Genomic DNA, 2,522 nt, shown 5'->3' with positions numbered 1-2,522 from the left:
CCGCCGAAGCCCACCGCAAATGGAACAACACCACCGCCACAGCAACGACTTGACCTGCACCAACACCCCATCAACCAAGAACTACAGCTGCCGTGGCAGATGTCGTACACCACGTCGTAAGCAAGAGTCAGACCGCCTCAGCCGGGGCTAGCCAATCCTTGCGGGATCCGGTGCGAAAAGACCGACAGCCGTACGAGTCCCCGACAGAACCCATGGACGCCTCAACTCCCGCTCACATTAGCTAAGTTGTGAGCTTGATGGATGTGTACTGCCCGAGTTCAAGGAGTCGTCGCAACACTGCCTGTCAACGAGCATAGACGCGGAGGACGCCGCCCGCGGCGTGCTCGCTTCCCGGGTCGCCGACCTACTCGAGGGCGGCGCCTCCAGCGCACGCCTCCTTTCGTTGCGTGTTAAATGATTCCATTTCTGCTAAAGTCCGACATTGCTGACATTCAGTCGGGCGGCGGGGAGATGGTGGCCGATTCCTTAAATCGTCACCACGCGGTCGCTGCCTTAATTGTCCACACAGAAGGAACGCGCCATGGATGGTAATGAGGTAGCCAGCACACCTGATACTTCACCGAAGGGTCGACTGCGTGACCGGCCTTCCGTGCGAGGCCGTCAGCGATTCCGATTCAGGTGGATGGCTGGCCGCGGCGCCGCCGTCGTACTCGTTGGAGCAGCGGGACTGGACGCGCTGATAACCGGAGCGCCAGCAATGGCACAGGATAAAGACGATACTAAATTCTCACTTTACGCCAACGGAGTAGGTTCGGGATCTTATGCCGATCCATCTAAGATCCCTGACGACGGATTGACGTATTCGGTGCCTTTGCCGTTCTATCAAGAGAACGGCATCTACATTGAAGATGCCGGAATTCCGTTGCATGTGGAGGGTGGGGCGCGAGAACTCACTCTTGACCACTCGAAATCTAATGAATCGCGACAGGAGATCCCTCAGAGTCGCGGCGGAGAGGGCCTAAATCGAGAAATCCTCAAATCCATACTCGGCACCGTGGTGAATGTCACCGCGAACGCGTTGAAAAATAAGGATCCAGACATTTCAAAGGATGCCTCCGCCCTCCAGTTGCTCGGATTCAACGAGAATGCAGCCTCCTCGGTCACTATGACGGAAAGGGTTTCCTTTAGCGTCAGCGATAAGCTAAAGATCATCCCCAGGCAAGGGGTTGCGATCGAGGCTCGCCCTGTATTTTATAAGGTTAAGACGGTATCCGACGAATGGCGGAAGGCGAAGGGGGAAACCAGGCCACGCCTTATGGCGGCGAACAAGGTATCCGACGTCGTCGTGAAAATGGGATGGCTCCTTCAGTGCGACAATGGCAAGGGTGGGCAGCGGGTATGCGAACAAGGTAAGGACTACAGGCCTGACACTTCTGTCAACCCCGAGCGCGCCGAACTGTCAGTCGTAAAATCCAGGGTACTGCCGCGCACGGGAGTGCCGGATGCTACAAGCGGTCGAAGTGGCGAGATTGGCCACAGGAAAGGCCAATTCCGCTGGACGGGAACTGCTCCAATCAACTGCGAATTGTCCGCAACTGGGGTTCATGAACCCGACACTGGCATCTTCGAGAGCCCTAAGTATTTTCCTGAATTTAGCACAAAATGCCCACCTGTGAAATCCCAGCGCAATCCTGGCTTCACAGAATATCGCATTAAATACAGTGTCGAGGGGCACAAGTCCGGTATCTTTGACTTCAGCTGGACCAATCGGACTCAGGGAACGCTATCGGAGTCAAAGTGGTGGCCAGGTATGGTGAGGCGGAATAGTTCCGACACGGAGAAAATGGCCAGGCAGGCTGGTATTGACGCCGACGGCGAGACGAAGCATTACAGGCTAGAGAGCGATACTGTTCTTTGCGATTTCTGCAGCATCCCGAAAATGAAGCTTGAAATTATTCCCGTGAAGTAGTTGAACGTCTCGAGAGCAACGCTGCCGCATTTAGTAAGCCAGGGAGGATTATTCACAATGATCTCCGCCCTCGAGTCGCCGCAGGTCACAGCCCTGTCGGCGCACCCAAGGCGGGCTCGTGAATAAGAGGTCGCGCGGATAGGCGTACGCGGTCATGGTCGTCGGTTCGGGTGTTCGTCCCAGCGGTGAGTCGTCCATGCCCGCCGAATCAGGCTACGCACGGTGATGATTGTGTCGGCGAGGTCGAAGAATGCGTCGATGACGGTGGCGCGCCACTCGTAGCAATGGGCGAGGCGGTGAAAGGCGTTCTGCCAGGCGTGAGTGCGCTCCACGCGCCATCGCTGACTGGCCTGGATGGGCGCCTTCTCGCCTTTGTGTGCGATGCGTCCATCCAGACCGCGTTCGTTGAGGAGGGCGCGGGTCTTGTCTGAGTCATAGCCGGCGTCCAGGTGCACGGTGATGCCGTCGGGCGACGGACCGAGGTCGTCGAGCCGGTCCAGTGAGCTTCTTCAGCGGTGCTGCTCCAGGGTGAGGACCGCTTTGGTCATTGACGTCAGTCGGTTGGGGCTGCAGCGGGCTCGGCGGAAGAGCC

Annotated in this window: 1 protein-coding gene and 1 pseudogene; one reads left to right on the top strand and one right to left on the bottom strand. The window is 57.5% G+C overall.

What is annotated here, in order from left to right; all coding sequences use genetic code 11:
• The first annotated feature begins 541 nt into the window (after nt 1-541).
• Complete coding sequence (locus tag ACFVFQ_RS38620) at nt 542-1,930, top strand: hypothetical protein (protein WP_383425389.1); 1,389 nt, start codon at nt 542-544, stop codon at nt 1,928-1,930.
• Nucleotides 1,931-2,082: 152 nt separating this feature from the next.
• Here the strand turns inward: ACFVFQ_RS38620 and ACFVFQ_RS38615 are convergent.
• A pseudogene (locus ACFVFQ_RS38615) lies at nt 2,083-2,433 on the bottom strand (transposase); the annotation flags it as partial.
• Between the last annotated feature and the right edge of the window lie 89 nt (nt 2,434-2,522).

The sequence above is a fragment of the Streptomyces sp. NPDC057743 genome, assembly GCF_042798755.1.
Classification (GTDB): Bacteria; Actinomycetota; Actinomycetes; order Streptomycetales; family Streptomycetaceae; genus Streptomyces.
Note: the sequence above shows the minus strand (reverse complement) of the source record. Positions and strands in the feature narration are given on the sequence as shown.